The 17,090-nt window shown below is 72.6% G+C and carries 9 protein-coding genes; 4 read left to right on the forward strand and 5 right to left on the reverse strand.

Annotated elements, in window-relative coordinates; genetic code table 11:
* Positions 1–284: 284 nt before the first annotated feature.
* The 4 genes from AC0NH5_RS33095 to AC0NH5_RS33110 all read right to left on the reverse strand — a co-directional run bounded on the left by AC0NH5_RS33095 (position 285) and on the right by AC0NH5_RS33110 (position 4,703).
* Positions 285–1,505, reverse strand: coding sequence for a polysaccharide biosynthesis protein (locus tag AC0NH5_RS33095; protein WP_474410870.1), 1,221 nt, complete (start codon positions 1,503–1,505; stop codon positions 285–287).
* Between the two features lie 89 nt (positions 1,506–1,594).
* A complete protein-coding gene (locus AC0NH5_RS33100; protein WP_474410871.1) occupies positions 1,595–2,620 on the reverse strand; it encodes an NAD-dependent epimerase/dehydratase family protein in 1,026 nt (341 codons plus the stop codon).
* On the reverse strand, positions 2,617–3,405 hold the full coding sequence (locus AC0NH5_RS33105) for a glycosyltransferase family 2 protein (protein ID WP_474410872.1): 789 nt from the start codon (positions 3,403–3,405) through the stop codon (positions 2,617–2,619). The genes AC0NH5_RS33100 and AC0NH5_RS33105 overlap by 4 nt, the downstream gene beginning before the upstream one ends.
* The gene (locus AC0NH5_RS33110) at positions 3,402–4,703 is read right to left on the reverse strand and encodes a nucleotide sugar dehydrogenase (protein WP_474410873.1); all 1,302 of its coding nucleotides are present in this window, start codon (positions 4,701–4,703) and stop codon (positions 3,402–3,404) included. Before AC0NH5_RS33110 ends, AC0NH5_RS33105 begins: the two co-directional genes overlap by 4 nt.
* 153 nt (positions 4,704–4,856) lie before the next feature.
* Between AC0NH5_RS33110 and AC0NH5_RS33115 the strand changes: the two genes are divergently transcribed.
* Together AC0NH5_RS33115 and AC0NH5_RS33120 are read left to right on the forward strand one after the other, a co-directional pair.
* Positions 4,857–6,824: a hypothetical protein gene (locus AC0NH5_RS33115; protein ID WP_474410874.1), complete on the forward strand. Its 1,968-nt coding sequence runs from the start codon at positions 4,857–4,859 to the stop codon at positions 6,822–6,824.
* Positions 6,825–8,639, forward strand: a complete 1,815-nt coding sequence (locus tag AC0NH5_RS33120; RefSeq protein ID WP_474410875.1) for an MmpA family trehalose lipid delivery protein — start codon at positions 6,825–6,827, stop codon at positions 8,637–8,639.
* A gap of 85 nt (positions 8,640–8,724) precedes the next feature.
* Here the strand turns inward: AC0NH5_RS33120 and AC0NH5_RS33125 are convergent, their stop codons facing one another.
* Positions 8,725–9,906: a glycosyltransferase family 4 protein gene (locus tag AC0NH5_RS33125; RefSeq protein WP_474410876.1), complete on the reverse strand. Its 1,182-nt coding sequence runs from the start codon at positions 9,904–9,906 to the stop codon at positions 8,725–8,727.
* A 194-nt stretch (positions 9,907–10,100) separates the two neighbouring features.
* Here AC0NH5_RS33125 and AC0NH5_RS33130 point away from each other — a divergent pair, with 194 nt between their 5' ends.
* Together AC0NH5_RS33130 and AC0NH5_RS33135 are read left to right on the forward strand one after the other, a co-directional pair.
* A complete protein-coding gene (locus AC0NH5_RS33130) occupies positions 10,101–11,855 on the forward strand; it encodes a substrate-binding domain-containing protein (RefSeq protein ID WP_474410877.1) in 1,755 nt (584 codons plus the stop codon).
* Entirely contained in the window at positions 11,852–17,041 is a 5,190-nt protein-coding gene (locus tag AC0NH5_RS33135) for an alpha-(1->3)-arabinofuranosyltransferase domain-containing protein (RefSeq protein WP_474410878.1), read from the forward strand. The genes AC0NH5_RS33130 and AC0NH5_RS33135 overlap by 4 nt, the downstream gene beginning before the upstream one ends.
* Positions 17,042–17,090 lie beyond the last annotated feature (49 nt).

The following is a 17,090-nucleotide window of genomic DNA, read 5'->3' on the forward strand; positions in this document are numbered from 1 at the left end:
GGCCGAGGCAGGGTTTGCAGAAGCAGGGTTTGCAGAAGCAGGGTTTGCAGAGGCAGGGGTTGCTGAAGCAGGGGTTGCAGAGGCCGCGGCGACGCCCGCCGAGGCGGCGACCGCGCCCGCCGCACCGGCAAGAACGGACCGTCGGCCGATTTCGGATGGTTTATCGCCCATGTGTGCTCCTCGCGCAAATGCCAGTATTGAGAACCGGATGACCGCAAGTTAGCGGTGCGCGAGGGCAGTCGGCGGCGTTCGGGGGCGCGCGCCGGGATTGCGGACCGGACGGCCTAATCCGTCCCGGCGGCGTGCGGCGCGGGGGAGGGAGACGGCCGCATCCGGGTGCGGCGTACGGCGTTAAGGGTCAGATAGGCGGTGGCGGCCAGGGCCAGCGCGGCGGTGCCCGCGGCGCACCACATGATCACGGGGAACGTGTGCGGCGTCAGCCAGGCGACCACGACGAGCACCACGGTGGACGCCCACAGGGGCGCCGACGGCCATCTCGCGCCGGCCGCGACCTGCGCGTTGACCAACACGAAGACGAGCGCATAGAGGGCGCCAGTCAGGGCGAAGACCGGGGCGTACCGGCCGAGTCCCACGTAGTCGGGGCCGCCCGCCGCGCGGAAGGCCAGGCCGCCGGCCAGGGCGGACATCACGACGAGCAGGGTGCCGGAGCCGGTGACGAGCCCGACGGAGACGGCGAGCGCGCGCCGGCTGCCCTGGGCGAGCCGGGGCAGGGCCAGCACGGTGACCACCTGCGGTGCCCACATCGCGCCCTTGGTGAGCACGGTGCCGACCGCGTAGGCGCCGGAGTCGGCGGCCGGCAGCAGCGCCCGGGCCAGCAGCAGGTCGGCGTAGGAGACGACCAGCATGGCGAGCGTCGCCGAACAAGCGGTGAGCACCTGTGCGGGGGAGACGCCCCGGCCGCCGGTTGCGGCGCCGGGGATGCGGGCCACCACGGTCAGCACGGCCGGGATGAGCAGCGACACCACGGTGGCGATCAGCACCGAGCCGGTCAGCCCGGCCCCGAGAAGAAGCCCGGCGACGAGCCCGCCGTACCGGCCGGCGGCCAGCACCGCCATGCCCAGCGCGAGCCGCAGGAAGCGCTCGTCGCCCTGCACCTGGCCCAGCCAGCGGCCGGCCACCACGATCGCTCCGGTGTAGACGGCGAGCAGCAGCATCACCTGCGGCGGCAGGTCGAGCACCGGCCCGGCGATCGGGGTCAGCAGCGCGACGATCCCGGCGCACACGCCGGCGGTGATCCAGCCGATGTGCCCGGCCGTCGAGCCGGGGTTCTTGGCCCGTTGCACGGCCACCGCGATCTGCAGGCCCATGCCGGGCACGCTCGCGATGGCCACGATGGCAAGCACCGTGGCGAGCGCGCCGAGGTCGGCGGCGCTGAGCCGGCGGGCGCCGAGCACCGGCACGACGTACCCGAAGCCGCTGGTGACCGCGCTGGCCAGAGCGACCGCCGCGCCCGCGAGCCCGATGCCGCGGCGCCGGGACGCCACCGGCCCGGGCCCAGCCGGCCCGGGCTCAAGCGGCCCAGGCTCAGCCTGCCCGCTCTCAGCCTGCCCGCTCTCAGCCGGCCCGGCCCCGGTTACAGCCGGCCGTCCGCCACTGCCTGTGTGATCCACGGAATCACCTCGTCGAGCATGGTGTCCAGCGTGGTGTCCGCGGTGAAGCCGAGCACCTCGCGGGCCTTGGACACGTCCGGCACCCGCATCGCGACGTCGTGGGCGAACGGCTCGTCGCTGACGTGGCGGAACGGCACGTCCGGGCCTTTGATCTTGCGCCAGATCAGCTCGGCGAGCTGGAGCACCGTGGTCGATTCGGCGGTGGAGAGGTTGAAGTCCTCACCGGCGGAAGCCTCGTGCAGCATCGCCGTGACGATGCCGCGCGCCAGGTCCCCGCCGTACGTGTAGTGCCGCACCTGGTCCCCGGCCCCGAGGATGTGCAGCGGATCCTGACCCTTGAGCACCTTCTGCACCAGGTCCGGGACCACGTGCGACATGGCCAGCTTCACGTTGCCGGAGAGCACCTCGGCCTCGCCGAGCGCCCGGCCCTCGCCGACGCCGACGCAGTTGAACGGGCGCACGATCGTGTAGGGCAGGTGGTACTGGTCCCAGGCGGCGCGGGCGTAGTACTCCACGGCGAGCTTCTGGAAGCCGTACGACGACCGGGGCGGCGGGATGACCTGCTGGTCGCCCTCCTTGCTGGGCCACCGGTCGGTCGACTCGAACACCATCGACGACGACACGTAGGTGACCTTCTTCAGCGTCCCGGAGCGGTGCGCCGCGATCGCCGCGTCGCACGAGGACGCCATGATCCGCTCGTTGGTGGCGAGCAGGTCGTACGCGTAGGTGTGGAAGTAGGAGATGCCGCCGATCATGGCCGCGCCCGCGATGAAGTGGTCGCAACCGGTCAGCAGGTCGGTCAGCAGGTCCGCGTCCCGGGCGTCGCCCTCGACGAACCGGAAGTTCGGGTGGTCGTCGTAGCTGTGCGCCACCGGGCCGTATTTCGAGAAGTTGTCCAGGCCGACCACCTCGTGGCCGCGGCCGAGCAGCTCCTCCACCAGGTACCCGCCGATGAACCCGGCGGAGCCGGTGACCAGTACCTTCGTCATGCCGGTGTGCCCTCTCTACTACGTTCTGCCGCCAGCGACGAAGCCGGCCGGCGGGCTGCCCAGCGGGCAGCGAGTTGATCGGCCGACAGTTGCCGGCCGAAAGCGAAGAAGTACCAGCGCAGATAGCTGGGCATGAACCTGCCCACGTCGAAGTGCGACTCGCCGAGCTGCCGGTCCAGCCAGATGGTCGGGATCTCGGCGACCATGCGGCGCATCCGGGTCGCCTTCGCGGTCAGCTCGATGCCGATCTCGAACCCGGTGTTCGACTCGATGCCCACCTCGCGGACGAAGTCGGTGTCGTACGCCTTGAAGCTGTTGGTGGCGTCCCGCGTGCCGACCCGGGCGAACCAGTGCAGGGTGCGACCCGCCCAGCGCGAGGCCATCCGCTTGAACCGCGGGCCGCCGACCTGCTGGCCCCCGGGCATGTACCGCGACGCGGCGGCGACCACCACGCCCCGGTCGACGAGCCGGGCCAGGTCGTCGATCTGCCGCGGGTCGTCGCAGCCGTCGGCCATGGTCACCACGGCCACCGGCGCGCGCGCCACGTCGATGCCGAACCGGATCGCGTTGGCCGGCCCCCGCCCGTACGTGTTGAGCACGGTGCGCACCCGCGGATCCTTGCGGGCGATGTCCTGCGCGAACGGCACTGTGGTGTCCTCGGGCATGTCGTGCACGACCAGGATCTCGGCCGGCAGCAGCACCTCCCGCAGGATCCGCTCGAGGTGCCGGACGACGCCCTCGCCCTCGTTGTAGACCGGGATGACCACGGAGACCCGGGGGATCACACCAGCACCCCCTGCCCGGTGAAGCCCCACATGTCGATCAGGGGCTTGTCGGTGTTCAGGTTCGCGTACTCCGGGTGCGGCGACGCGATCACCAGCAGGTCGGCGCGTTCGAGCACCTCGTCGAGCGGCAGCAGCCGGTCGTCCGCCACGTGCGGATCGGTGCAGAGCGTCTCTCGCGCCTTGAGCGTGAGGATCTTCTTCAGTTTGTACGCCAGCGAGTCCCGCGGGTCGTCGCTGCCGCCCTTGAACGCCATGCCGAGGATGCCGACGCTCAGGTCGGCGATCGGGAACCGGTCCTCCAGACGGGACACCAGGTAGAGCGGCAGCCCCTCGTTGATCAGCATCGCGGAGTGGCCGAGCACGAAGTTGTTCCGGTTGAACGCCGCCAGCTGCATCGTGTCCTTGAGCAGGCACGGCCCGGCGGCGAACCCGGGCATCGGCAGGTCGGCGGCGCGCGGGTAGTCGAAGGTGACCGCGTGCCGGATCCGGGCGAAGTCGAGCCCGAAGTCGTTGGCCATCATCCAGAACTGGTTGGCCGCGGCGAACTTCAGATAGCGCCAGGTGTTGGTGAACAGCTTGGCGAGCTCGGCCTCCTCCGGTTCGAGGCGGACGATCGAGCCGGTCAGGGTGCGGAAGAGCTTCTCGGCGCGGTCCAATGCCTGCGGGGTACGCGCGGCGACGATCTGTGGCAGCGTGAAGAGCTCGGTCATCGCCTTGCCCTCGGCGATCCGCTCCGGGCAGAAGGCCACGTCCACGGCGAGTCCCCGGCCGGCGAGCAGCTTCTCGGTCAGCGCCGTGACTCCGGGATAGACGGTGCTGCGCAGCACGATCAGCTGCCCGTCGTGCAGGTGCTCGACGCAGCGCTCGATCGCCCGCGGCACCGCGCCGAGGTCCGGGTTGAGGTGCTGGTCGACCGGCGTGCCGACGACCACGACCAGCGCGTCCGCGAGCCCGACGCTGGCCGGGTCGGTGGTAGCGCGCAACCGGCCGGTGGCGGTCAGCTCGGCGAGCAGCTCGGGAGCGCCCTCCTCGGCGAACGGCATGATGCCCGTGTTGACCCGCTCCACGGCTGCCGCGTCGATGTCGTAGAGGACGACGGACAGCCCGCGCGAGGCCAGCGCCACCCCGAGGGGCAGCCCGACCCGGCCGCAGCCGCCCACCACGCAGATGTCCACCGCGCTGTCGTTCACCGCGCTGTCGTTCACCGCGCTGTCGTTCACCGCGCTGTCCCGCACTGCGCTGTCGTTCACTGCGCCGGCGTCTGTCGCACCGACGTCCACTGCGTCGGGTTGAGTCATGTCGCCTCGCAATCGCGTTTCCGGGTGCTGGCTCGCGTAGGTTACTGGCGAGAAACATTCAGGTCTAGTGCTCGTTCATGCACGGGAAAAGCGCGGCGAACCGACTGACGATGCCGTGACCCAGCAAGCGCGTTGTTATGGCACCCTGCTGTCGTGCCCCTGGCCTCACACCCCACGACCGACGCCTCGCCGCCGCCGCCGACGGACCACCGTCCGGCCCCGGCCATCGGCGTCTCCTTGACGGCCGTCGCCGCCCTGCTCATCGCGGCGAGTGTGGCGGCCCGGGCCGCGATCGCGCACCGTGGCTACCTGTCGTACGACGACTTCCCCATGCTGTCGCTGGCCGACGCCAACAACCTGGTGCCGTCGTACCTGTTCGGACTCTTCAACAACCACCTGATGCCGGCCGGCCACGTGGTCAACTGGCTGACCGTGCGGTTCGGCGGCTTCGACTACGTGCCGTTCCTGGTGCTGCTGACAGCCGGTCAGGCGGCGGTCGGCATCGCGCTCTACCGGCTGCTGCGCCTGATGCTGCTGCCCGGCTGGACGCAGTTGGTCCCGCTGACGGTCTTCCTGTTCAGCCCGCTGACGCTGGAGAGCACCTCGTGGTGGGCCGTCGGGATCAACATGCTGCCGATGCAGCTCGCCATGATCCTGGCGGTCGGCGCCATGGTGAAGTACATCCGCACCGGCCGCCGCAAGCACCTGGTGACCCTCGCCCTCTCCGTCGTGCTGGGGCTGCTCTTCTTCGAGAAGGCGCTGCTCACGGTCGCGCTGGTCTTCCTGCTCACGGTCTGCCTCTATGCGCCCGGCGGCCCGGTGCGGGCGGTGGTCACCACGCTCCGCCGCTGGTGGCGGGCGTGGCTGATGCTCACCCTGCTCTCGCTGCTGTTCCTCGGCGGCTACCTGTCGGTCTCCTCCTCGTCGCTGCGCCGCCCCGCCTCGGTGCAGGAGGTGGTCGACTTCGTCACCCAGATGTTCGGCACCACGCTGATCCCGGGCCTGGTGGGTGGGCCGTGGACCTGGTTCCCGGCCGGTGACGGCGCCCCGATCAGCGCACCAGCCGAGCCGTTGCGCTGGCTGTCGCTCGCCGTGGTGGTCGCGTTCGTCGCGTTCACGATCTGGTTGCGCGGCACCGCCGCGGCCCGCGCCTGGCTGCTCGTGCTCCTCTACACCGCGCTGGTGGCGGGCCTGCTCGGCGCGACCCGGATGGGCTCGGTCTACAGCGCGGTGGCCGGCGCGGTGCCCCGCTACATCGCCGACGTGCTGGTGGTCGCCGCGATCGCGATCGGGGCAGCGCTGTGCGGACTGCGCCGCGACGGTCTGGAGTGGCAGGCAGAGCTGCGGGCAGGGCAGGAGGCAGGGCTGCAGGCAGGGCAGAAGGCAGAGCTGCGGGCAGGGCAGGAGGCAGGGCAGCAGGTGACAGGTCCGGCGAAGCAGCCCCGCCGCGTGCCGGCGGTCGCCGCCCGGCTGGCCCAGCCCGCGCTGCTCGTCGTGATCCTGGCGCTGCTGGCCAGCGCCACAGCGAGCGGCCTGCGCTTCGGCGACGAGTGGTCGCTCAAGGCGGGCCGCGACTACCTGGCCACCGCGCGCGCCGATCTGTCCCGGGTGCCGGCCGGCACGGTCTTCATGGACCAGCCCGTCCCGGAGTCGGTCGTCGGCCCGCTGTCCTTCCCGTACAACATGCAGTCCCGCTTCTTCGCGCCGCTGGATCACGGCCCGGTCTTCGTCACCCAGGCCCGGGAGGTGTCGGTCTTCGACGAGACGGGGCGGATCCGGCCCGGCTGGGTGCGCGGCGTCAAGGCGAGGCCGGGCCCGTTGCGGGGCTGCGGCTACCAACTGGGCTACGGCCGTGACACCCGGGTGCCGCTCGAGTCGCGGGTGAACTCGTACTGGCATGTCGTGCGGGTGGCGTACATCGCCGACCGGGACACCTCGGCGCAGCTGCGGGTCGGCATCGACAAGCCGGTCACCTTCGACGTGCGGCGCGGCCTGAACGCGATGTTCCTGATCGTCTGGGGCAGCGGCGCCGACGTGCGGGTGCAGGTGCTGGACAAGCGGGCCAGCGTCTGCAGCAACGAGATCCACGTCGGGGAGCTGGTCCCGGCCCCGGGCAGTTAGGTGCGCCGGCGGCTCCTGCCGCACGCGGTCGCCGCCGGCGTGACCGCGGTGGTGCTCGCACCGCTGGCTTCGCCTGGTCAAAGGTCGCCCGGTCAGATGTCGCCCGCTCAGATGTCGCCGGGTTACGTGCTGCGCTACGACATGACGTTCGTGCCGCGCCAGCCGCTGAACTGGGAGATGATCGCGCCGGCCGACGCGCTGCCCCGCGCGGTGCCGCTGGACGCGCTGGTGTCCGTGCTGAACGTGGTGGCGCCGGGCTGGCTGCTGCAGCGGATCGCGCTGGTCGCGGTGGTGTACCTCGCAGCGCTGGGCGCCGCCCGCCTGGTGCCGACCGCACGCACGCTGACCACAGTGGTCGCCGCGATCGCCTACGCGTGGACCCCGTTCCTGGCCGAACGACTGCTTCTCGGGCAATGGGCGCTGCTTCTCGCGTACGCCGGCCTGCCCTGGTTGATCGCCGCGGTGCGTGATCTGCGCTGCGGCCGTGCGAAGGCACTTCCTCGGCTGATTCTCGCGGCCGCGCCCGCCGCGGTGACGCCGACCGGTGGCCTGATCGCGCTGGCCACCGTGGTGGTCCTGCTGCCGCTGCGATCCCGGGCCGCCGCCGCGGGCCTGACGGCCGTCGCTCTGCTCAACGCGCCTTGGGTGGTGGCGGCTCTGACCGGCGTCGCGGGCGGCCGTTCGGACCCGGAGGGCGTCGCGCAGTTCGCCGCGCGCGCCGAGAACTGGGCCGGGACGTGGGTGTCGCTGGCCGGGACCGGCGGCATCTGGAACGCGCAGACCGTGCCGGCCAGCCGGACCTCGGTGCTGGCTCCGCTGGCGACGCTGCTGGTGCTCGCGGTGGCCGCGCCCGGCCTGCGGTCGTTGCGCACCCGCTGGCCCGGCGGCGCGACCCGGTTGTTCGGCCTGGCGGCGGGCGGCTTCCTGCTCGCGGTGGCGGGGGCCGGGCCCACCGCGCCCCTGCTGGAGTGGCTGGTCGTCCACGTGCCGGGCGCCGGGCTGCTGCGGGACGGACAGAAATTCCTGATTCCGTACGCGCTGACGCTGGCCCTCGCCTTCGCCCTGGGCGCGGAGGTGATCGCCGAGCGGCTGGCCCGCGGGTTCGAGCCGGCCGCCGGTCAGGTGCTGCTGGCCGGCGCGCTGCTGCTCCCCGTCGTGGCGCTGCCCGATCTGGCGTTCGGCGTCGGGGGCGCGCTGCGGCCGGTGAGCTACCCCCGCGACTACGACGAGGTGGCCGCGCGGGTGGACGCGGCGCCGGGCGAGGTGCTGTCGCTGCCGTTCGAGGGCTACCAGCGCTACGCCTGGAACCGGGGTGTGGTGACGCGCGATCCGGCCCCCCGCTATCTGGACGCGCCGGTGCTGATGAACGACGCCCTGCGGGTCGGCGCGGTCTTGGTTGAGGGGGAGAGCCCACGCGCCGCGGCCGCCCGGGAGCTGCTGGCGTCCGGCCGCCCCGCCGCGGCGTTAGGTGTCCGATGGGTCCTGGTCCGCAACGGAGCGGGCGCGAGGCCATCGACGGCTGTGCTCACCGGCTTGCGGGTGGCCTACGCCGGACCGGACCTGACGCTTTACGAGAACCCACTGGTCGCGCCCGGTGTGCGGGTCGCCGATGGACACCGGAGAATTTCGGCGCTGACGGCGCACCTACTCGCCGGTAGCATTGTCGTCGGTGCAGCTCTCGCACTACTGCCGGGCCGTAGAAGATCGTGGTACGGTCCGCGCACCCACGAGTCCGGGGAGGAACAACCATGGCCAAGCTGGCCACGTTCGTCATCGCTACGCTCGCCGGGGGTGTCCTCGGTGTCGTCGGCGTGATCGCGACCGTCGGTGCGGTGAGCCCGTCCGCCGAGCACGTCGCCAGTGAGACCAGCGGCAACACCGCTGATCTCGAGAGCTCGGTCTACGGCACTCGCTGATCAGCCGGCAACCTCTGACTGCCGGCCAGCTGCCCGGCGACCACCCGCGAGAACGCCGCACCGGCTTTCTCCCAGGTGAATCGCCGGGCATGTGCCGCCGCGGCAGCACCCATCGTGGTGCGGCGCCGGCCGTCCAGCACCAGTGAGCGCACGGTGCGGAAGAACTCGTACTCGTCCTCGACCAGCACACCGGTCTCCCCGTCGGACATGGCGTCGGCGACGCCGCCCGCGGAGCGGAACGCCACCGACGGCGTGCCACGGGCGCCGGCCTCCACGATGGTCAGCCCCCAGCCCTCCTTGAGCGAGGGCATCAGCAGCAGCCAGGAGCCGCCGAGCAGCTCGTGCTTGTGCTCCTCGGTCACGAAGCCGGTGAACGCGACCCGGTCCTCGATGCCCAGGTCCTCGGCGAGCGTGGTCAGCGGCTCGTCCCACCACCCCTGGCCGGCCACCACCAGCTCCACATCGGGCAGTTCGGTGGCCAGCAGCGCGGTGGCCCGCAGCGCGATCTCCACCCGCTTGTGCGGCACCAGCCGGCCCAGCACCATCAGGCGCGGATGCGGGGTACGCGGGACGGGCGCCCCGGTCACCTCCGGCGTGCCGTTGTGCACGACCGAGATCCGGTGCCGGTCCACGCCGAGCCCGATCAGCTCCTCGCGGGTGGATTCCGACACGGCGACGTAATGGCACCGGCGGTAGACGCGCACCGCCAGCCACGACTCGATCCACCAGCCGATCCGTGCGACCCAGGGCCCGAAAACCACCGGCCACTGCTCGCGGTGCACGTGGTGGATCAGCACGATGACCGGGCGTCGCGCGTACAACCGGCTGAGGAACGGCATGCCGTTGCCCACGTCGACGATCAGGTCGGGACGGCCGAGGTGCCGCCGGGACAGCGGCCCGAGGCGCAGCGCGCCGAGGAGGTAGACGAAGGCCGCCCACAGATAGACGGTGTGCCGCCCGCCGCGTCGCACTATTTGCAAACCGTCGGGGTTTGTCTCTTCAGATGGTGCGGAACCGTACGCCTGACAGAGAAGGCTGACCCGGTAGCCTTGCGTGATCAACTCGGCGGCGATCCGCTCCAGGAACAGCTCGGAACCGCCACCCTCGGGGTGGTGCGTGTCCCGCCAGTTCAGGAACAGGATGTGCCCGCCGCAGGCGTCCGTCATGGTCTACTCTGCACCCCTACTAGCGAGTACGATTCGCGGTCGCGTCACACTAGGGCAGCCTTCGCGGAACCGCAACGGTGCTGTAACACGGCGCGAACCCGCGACCGACCCGGTGCCGGCGCGGCATCATCGGCTTCCGCGCCAAGGACACCGGCGCGGTAAAACAGGAGCCCGCAACCCCTGGAGGACGAGGCGTGACCGATGGGAGCCTCCGCTCGAGGCCGGAGTTCTGGCCGGTCACGCTCCTGAGCGTCGCGTTGATCGCGGTCCTGGCCGGCTGGGCCGGGGTGACCTATGTCGAGCGAACCCGCAAGGACCCGGCCTGCGCCGGGCGGACCACGCTGCGGGTGGCGGCCGCGCCGAGCATCGCCCGGCCGGTGCGCGACGTCGCCGACCGGCTCGCCGGGCGGGAGCGCTGCCTCGACATCATCGTGGAGGCGCGGGAGTCGTCGGAGGTGCTGCGGACCATCGCCCGCACCGCCCCCGAACTGATGGCGGCGGGTCCCTCAGCAGCTTCGTCGGCGAGCTCGTCCGCGCTTGCGTCGGCGCTTCCGCCGGCTGGGCCCGGCGTGATCACGTCGGCGCCGGACGTCTGGCTGCCCGAGTCGACGCTGTGGCTGCGCCGGGCGCGCGCGGTGGGCGCCTTCGGCGTCCCGGCCGACGGCGTCTCGGTGGCGAACACCCCGGTGGTGCTGGCCGTCGACGAGAAGTCGGCATCCCGCCTGACCCTCGGGAAGCGTCTGAGCTGGACCGGCCTGATCGGCACCGCCAGACCGAGAGCGACCGCGCGGCCGAAGGTGTCGGTCCTGCTGCCGGACCCGGCGACCAGCCCGCTCGGCTTCGCCGCGCTGGTCGGCATCCGGGCGCTGGCCGGCAACGACCCGGCCGGCACCGCCGCGATCATGCGGCGCCTCTCCCGGGACACCGTCTCGACGGCCGGCGAGGCCGCGCCCGACCCCACCGGCCCGGGCACCGACGAGACCGTCGTGGCCAGCACCGAGCAGCAGGTCCTGCGCGCCACCGTCGAGGGCGGCAAGCCGCAGGTCGCGGTCTATCCGCCGATCGCACTGCCCGGCCCGGACTACCCGTTCGCGGTGCTCACCTCCGACAGCGACGGGCGGGAGACGGCCACCGCGTTCCTGCGCGCGATGCTCGCCGCCGACGGCGCCGCCGCGGTCACCGGGCACGGCCTGCGCACCCCGGCCGGCGCGCCGCCGGAGAAGGCGCCGGCGAGCACCCGGATCCGCACGACCGACTACCCGCCCGCCGGGTTGCCCGCCCCGGCCGAGGTGGAGACCCTGCTCAACGCGTGGGGCGGGGTGCACATCAGCGCCCGGATGCTGGCCGTCTTCGACACCTCCGGTTCGATGGCCGCCGCGGTGCCGGGCTCCGGCGAGACCCGGATGTCGGCCACCATCAAGGCCGCTCAGGACGGTTCCAACCTGTTGCTGGGCACGACCGAACTCGGTGTCTGGGAGTTCTCCATCGACCTCGACGGCAAGCGCGACTATCGCGAGGTGATCCCGGTCGGCCCGCTCGGGCCCCGCCGCGAGGAGATGATCGAACGGGTCGGGCAGATCAAGGTCAAACCGGACGGTGGGACCGGGCTCTACAACACCACGCTCGCGGCCTATCGGGACGGCACCCGCAACTGGACGCCGGGCCGGATCAACATGGTGCTGATCCTGACCGACGGCAGCGACGACAACGCCGACGGCATCAGCCGCCCCGAACTCCTGCGTGAGCTGGGCGAACTGGTCGACCGCAAGCGGCCGCTGCCGATCCTGTTCATCGGCGTCGGGCCGGACATCGACCCGGACGAACTGAACCAGATCGCGAAGGTCACCGGGGGCCGGGTCGCGCTGACCGCGAAGCCTTCCGGGATCCGCGACATCTTCTACACTGCGCTCGCCGAATTCAGCTGCCTGCCCCCGGAGTGCCGCCGATGACCGCCGCCCTCCGGGAGCGGACGCCCGCCGTGGCTGCCACACCACCCGCCCCCCGTCGTACGTCCTGGCTCGCGATCGCCGGAGCGCTGCTGCTCGTCGTGCTCGCGTTCGTCCAGCGTCCCGGCCGGACCACGTTCGACACCAAGCTGGACCTGGTGGAGAACCCGGTCGCCTTCATGGAGCGGGCCCTGCACCTGTGGAACCCGTGGGCGACCTCGGGAGAGCTGCAACAGCAGGCGTACGGCTACCTGTTTCCGATGGCGCCGTTCTTCGCCGTCGGCGACTTCCTCGGGATCCCTCCGTGGATCACCCAGCGGCTGTGGAGCGCGCTGCTGCTCTGCGCGGCCTATTTCGGGGTTTTGCTGCTGGCCCGGGCCCTGCGTATCGGCGGGTCCCGGCCGCATGCCGAAGCCGGTCGGGTGCTCGGCGCGCTGGCGTACGCCCTCGCGCCCCGGATGCTCACCGAGATCGGCCCGCTCTCCTCGGAGATGCTGCCGGTGGTCGCGCTGCCCTGGGTGCTGCTGCCGCTGGTTCGTGTGGACCGGATCGGCTCAGCCCGCCGTGCCGCCGCGCTCTCCGGGCTCGCCGTGCTCTTCATGGGCGGCATCAACGCGGCCGCCGTGGTGATGGCACTCGTCCTGCCCGGCCTCTGGCTGATCACCCGGCGCTGGGACCGGCGCCTCGCCGCGCTGATCTTCTGGTGGTGCCTCTGCGTCGTCGGCGCCACCCTCTGGTGGATCGTCCCGCTGCTGCTGTTCGGCGAGTACAGCCTGCCGTTCCTGGACTTCATCGAGTCCTCCGGCACGACCACCGCGGTCACGTCGCTGTTCCAGGCGCTGCGCGGCACCAACCAGTGGGTCGGTTACATCGTCACGGGTGAGCCCTGGTGGCCGGCCGGCTGGATCCTGGTCGACAACCCGGGCCTGATGCTGGTGACCGCGCTGATCGCCGCGATCGGCCTGGCCGGCCTCGCCGCGCGGGGGCTGCCGGAGCGGCGGTTCCTGGTGTTCGGCGCGCTGACCGGGCTGACCCTGCTGACCATGGGCTACGTCGGCACGCTGGACAGCCCCTTCGCCCCGCAGATCCGCGAGCTCCTCGACGGCCCGCTCGCGCCGCTGCGCAATGTGCACAAGTTCGAGCCCGTCCTGCGGCTCCCGATCGCGCTCGGTCTGGCCCACGCCGCGACCCGCGTCCTCACCCTGCCGCGCTGGATGCCGGGCCCGCGCTTCGAGCGCCGGTTCTCGGTGACACCGGTGGTCGCGCTGCTGTTGATCGCCGCCGCGGCCCCCGCCTGGATGATGCTGCTGCGCCCCGGGCCGGGCTGGTCGTCGATCCCCGCGCACTGGACCCAGGCCGCCGACTGGCTCGCCGGCCAGGACGCGCGGGCCCGGACCCTCGTCGTCCCGGGCGCCGGCTTCGCCCAGCACACCTGGGGCCGTACGGTCGACGAGCCGATGCAGCCGCTGGCCGGCGCGCCATGGTCGACCCGCAACCAGATCCCGCTCGGTTCCGAGGGCAACATCCGGGTGATGGACGCGGTGGAGGCCGTACTCGCCCAGGGGAAGGGCTCGCCGGCGCTGTCGGCGTTCCTGGCCCGCGCCGGCTACCGATATCTGCTGATCCGGCACGACCTGGACCGCGCCGCGACGGGCGCGCCCCCGATCGCCGTGCTGCGCCGGGCGATCACCGGCTCGCCCGGGCTGACCCGGGCCGCCACGTTCGGCCCGCAGGTCGGTGCCGGTGGCGCGGAACCCAGCCCGGCCGACGCCGGGATCGCGGTGCCGGCCATCGAGATCTTCGAGGTGGACCGGGACGTCCCGGCCGTCTCGGCGACCAGCTTGGCCGGCGTGCCGGTGGTCAGCGGCGGGCCGGAATCCATGCTGGAGCTTCTGGAACGTGGCCTGATCGACAGCCGGCAGCCGGCGGTGCTCGCCGGTGATCTCGGCGGTGATCTCGGCAGTGATCTCAGCGCCGGCTTCGGCGCTGGTTTCGGAGCGCCCGGCGCCGCTGGGCAGACGATCGTCACCGACGGCCTGCGCCGGCGGGAGCTGAACATCGGCCGGATCCGCGACAACGTCAGCCAGACGCTCACCGAGGACGAGGAGACCCGGCAGAACCGGGTACGCACCGACCTGGTCCCGTTCGACCCGAAAGGCCACCTGACCGTCGCCGCCTACCAGGGCATCCGTGCGGTCGAGGCGTCCAGCGGCGCCAGCTTCGCCGACTCGCTCGGCGCCTCCGACCCGTCCGCGCTGCCGTTCGCGGCCCTGGACGGCAATCCGTCGACCGCCTGGCGCGCCGACCCCTACCAGGCCGCCCCCGGGCAGTGGCTCGAGGTCGAGATGGAGACGGCGAAGCGGGTGACCGCGGTGACCGTCGACTTCGTGGCGGACCTGCGGGTCGCCGCGCCGGTGTCGATGGTCCGGCTGATCACCGACCAGGGTTCGGTGGACCGCACCGTGCCGGAGACCCCCGGCCCGCACCGGCTGGCCACCCTGCCCGGCCTCACCACCTCGGTCCGGGTCGTCGTGCTCGCCCTGCGCCAGGGTTACGAGGGCACCGTTGCTTTGCGTGAGCTGGGCATCCCGGGGCTGGTCGCGCAGCGCGGGCTGCGCACGCCGGCCGACACCGGAACAACGGCCGCCCCGGTCTTCACCTTCCGGCGAGCGCCGCAGCAGCGCGGCGCCTGTTTCCCGGCGGAGACGGGAACCCGGTGCGACCAGTTCCTGGCCCGCGCCGGCGAGGAGCCGCTCGGCGTGGACCGGTTCTTCACCACCCCGGTCGACGCCGGGTACGACCTGCGCCTCACCGCCCTGCCCCGCCCCGGCGCCGCCGTCCCGCTGAACCGTCCGGTGACCGCCGCCGCGTCCTCGACGCTGACCGGCGACGTCACGGTCGGCGCGCACGCGGCCCTCGACGGCGACCCGTCCACCGCCTGGCTCGCCGAGCCGGACGACGACATCCCGACGCTGAACCTGGCCTGGACCGGCACCCGCCGGATCGACCGGGTCCGCCTGATCACCCCGGCGGCGCCGACCGCGGGCCGTGTGCAGCAGGTGCTCGTGGGAACCCCCGGCCGCCTGGTCGAGGCCCCGGTCGACGAGAACGGCTGGGTGCGTTTCCCGGCGGTCACCACCGACCGGCTGGAGCTGCGGATCACGTCGGTGTCCCGGGTCGAGGCCGACCCGCGGGGCAACGGCTGGCCGGCCCCGGCCGGAGTCGCCGAGATCGAGGCGCCCGCCCTCGCCGGGCTGCTGACGCCGGCTCCGGCGAACACGCCGGTCAGCGCGCCGTGCGGGCGCGGACCGGCCGTCGAACTGGACGGCGTCACCTACCCGACCTCGGTGCGCGGCACGCTCGCCGACATCCGGGCCGGCCGGGCGCTGCCGGTGACCGTCTGCGACGACTTCGCGAGTGAGGTCGTACAGCTGGTGGCGGGGGAACATCGGCTGCGCACCGTCCCGTCGGCCGCGTTCGTGGCCGAGTCGGCCACCCTGGTCCGCGACGGCGCGGAAGCCGGCGCGCCGGCCGTCACCGAGCGACCGGTCGAGGTCGAGCGGTGGGACGCGACCGAGCGCCGGGTCACTGTCGCCGCGGGTGAGGCCGCCCTGCTCGTGGTGCCGGAGAACCTCAACGCGGGCTGGACCGCCACCCTGGCGGGGGAGGAGCTGCGGGCGGTCCGGGTGGACGGCTGGCAGCAGGGGTTCGTCGTGCCGGCGGGCGCGGGCGGCACAGTGGACCTGCGGTTCACCCCCGACGAGCCGTACCGGACCGGACTGGCGGCCGGCGCGGCCTGTGTGCTCCTGGTGGCGCTGCTGGCGCTGGTCCCGGCCCGCCGCCGGGTCGCGGTGAACGGCCCGGCCCACCCGACGGCTGCGGCCCAGTCGCCGGCGGCCTCTCACCCGACGGGCTCCACCCACCCGCCGGTCCGGCGCCGGCGGTCCTTTCCGGGTGGTGCGGCCTGGATCGTGGTGCCGCTGATGGCGGTCGTGGTCGCGCTGGGTGGTGCGGCCGGCGCGGTGTTCCTGCTGGCCGCGTTGATCGTGCGGCAGCTGTGGCCCCGCGCCCTGCCCGGGCTGGCTTTCGCAAGCGCCGGGACCGGCATCGTCGTCGCCGTCGCCGGGCGCCAGCTCGGCAACGGCCAGGAGTGGGCGTACGGGGCGGCGGTGCAGCTGGCGATGTTGGCGGCGGTCTGCTGGGTGGCGGCGACCGTCGCGCCCTCGGCGGGCCACCCGGACAAGGACGCGCGAATGGACGAGCCGATCGACAACCCCGACGCGCCGGTTATCACTGCGCCGACACCGACGCCGACGCCCACGCCCACGCCGACCTCGGAGCCGGAGCCGGAGCCGGAGCCGGAGCCGGGGGAGACGCGGGAGCCCGCACCGCATCGGGCCACCCTCGGCCGGTCGATCGCGCTCTTCCAGGCGTTCCTGGTGGAGCAGACCGACCCGGACCGGTTCTACTCGCACCTGGCCGTCGATTCGGTGCGCCAGCTCCGCTCGTACGTGCCGCTGGACGGCGCCACGGTGCTCGACGTGGGCGGTGGACCCGGCTATTTCGCCAGCGAATTCCGCCGGGCCGGCGCCACCTACGTCGGCCTGGACCCCGCGGTGGGCGACTTCGCCGCGGCCGGCGCCGAGGTGAGCGGCATGGTCCGCGGCAGCGGCACCGCCCTGCCGGTCCGCACCGGCGCGCTGGACGTCGCCTACTCGTCCAATGTGCTCGAGCATGTCGCCGAGCCGGAGGCGCTGCTCGACGAGATGGTGCGAGTGACGAAGCCGGGCGGGACGCTGTTCGTGTCGTTCACGCCGTGGTGGTCGCCGCACGGCGGCCACGAGACCGGGCCGTGGCACCTGATTTTGGGCGGGCACGGCGCCCGGCGCCGCTATCGGCGGATCAACGGGCGGGAGCCGAAGAACCGGTTCATGGAGTCGCTCTTCCCGATCACCGCGGCCCGCACCATGCGGTGGGCTCGGGCGGCCCGCCGGGCGGGTTCGGTCACCGTCGTCGATGTGTTGCCTCGTTACCACCCCTGGTGGGCGCGCTGGGTGGCCTCGGTGCCGGTCCTGCGGGAGACGGTCACATGGAACTTCACGGTCGTGCTCCGGCGCACGGGTGAGCCTGTTTCAGCGGTCTCCCAGGAAGATGTGTCCCAGGTCTCGCTTCCGGATGTGACTCAGTAGTAACCTTCCGCCAGCTGCATTGAAAACCTCTCGAATTCTCTTCTTGATT

This window comes from Actinoplanes sp. 13 (genome assembly GCF_056134165.1).